Origin of the sequence: Paraburkholderia sp. SIMBA_030 (assembly GCF_046535245.1) — a bacterium.
Classification (GTDB): domain Bacteria; phylum Pseudomonadota; class Gammaproteobacteria; order Burkholderiales; family Burkholderiaceae; genus Paraburkholderia.
The window spans coordinates 1-262 of sequence record NZ_JAWRXB010000835.1 but is presented as its reverse complement, the minus strand read 5'-3'; the positions used below and the strand labels follow the sequence as shown (position 1 = coordinate 262).

Here is a 262-nt window from a genome sequence, read left to right as displayed (position 1 = left end):
AGCAACGGTAACTTTAGTAAAAGGATCTTTCTCTACCTATACAGTAAATATCACAGGAGCTACAGGAGCTGTAACTCTTAAATTTGAAGGATCAGTAGCTGCTAATAATAGATTCTTTATTGACGATATTACAGTTACTACTGGAACTCTTGCTGTTTCGGACATCAACAAAGCAAAATCTGTAAACTTTGTGAAAAACACTTCAGTAAAAAACAACGGAATTACTTTCGGAGCTGATGCTAAGGATGTAAAAGTTTTCAAT

At 34.4% G+C, this 262-nt stretch carries 1 protein-coding gene; it reads left to right on the top strand.

All coding sequences use genetic code 11. The features are described from left to right. Positions 1-262: hypothetical protein (locus tag SB772_RS42330; protein ID WP_410838813.1), on the top strand; the 262-nt coding region annotated here is incomplete at both ends.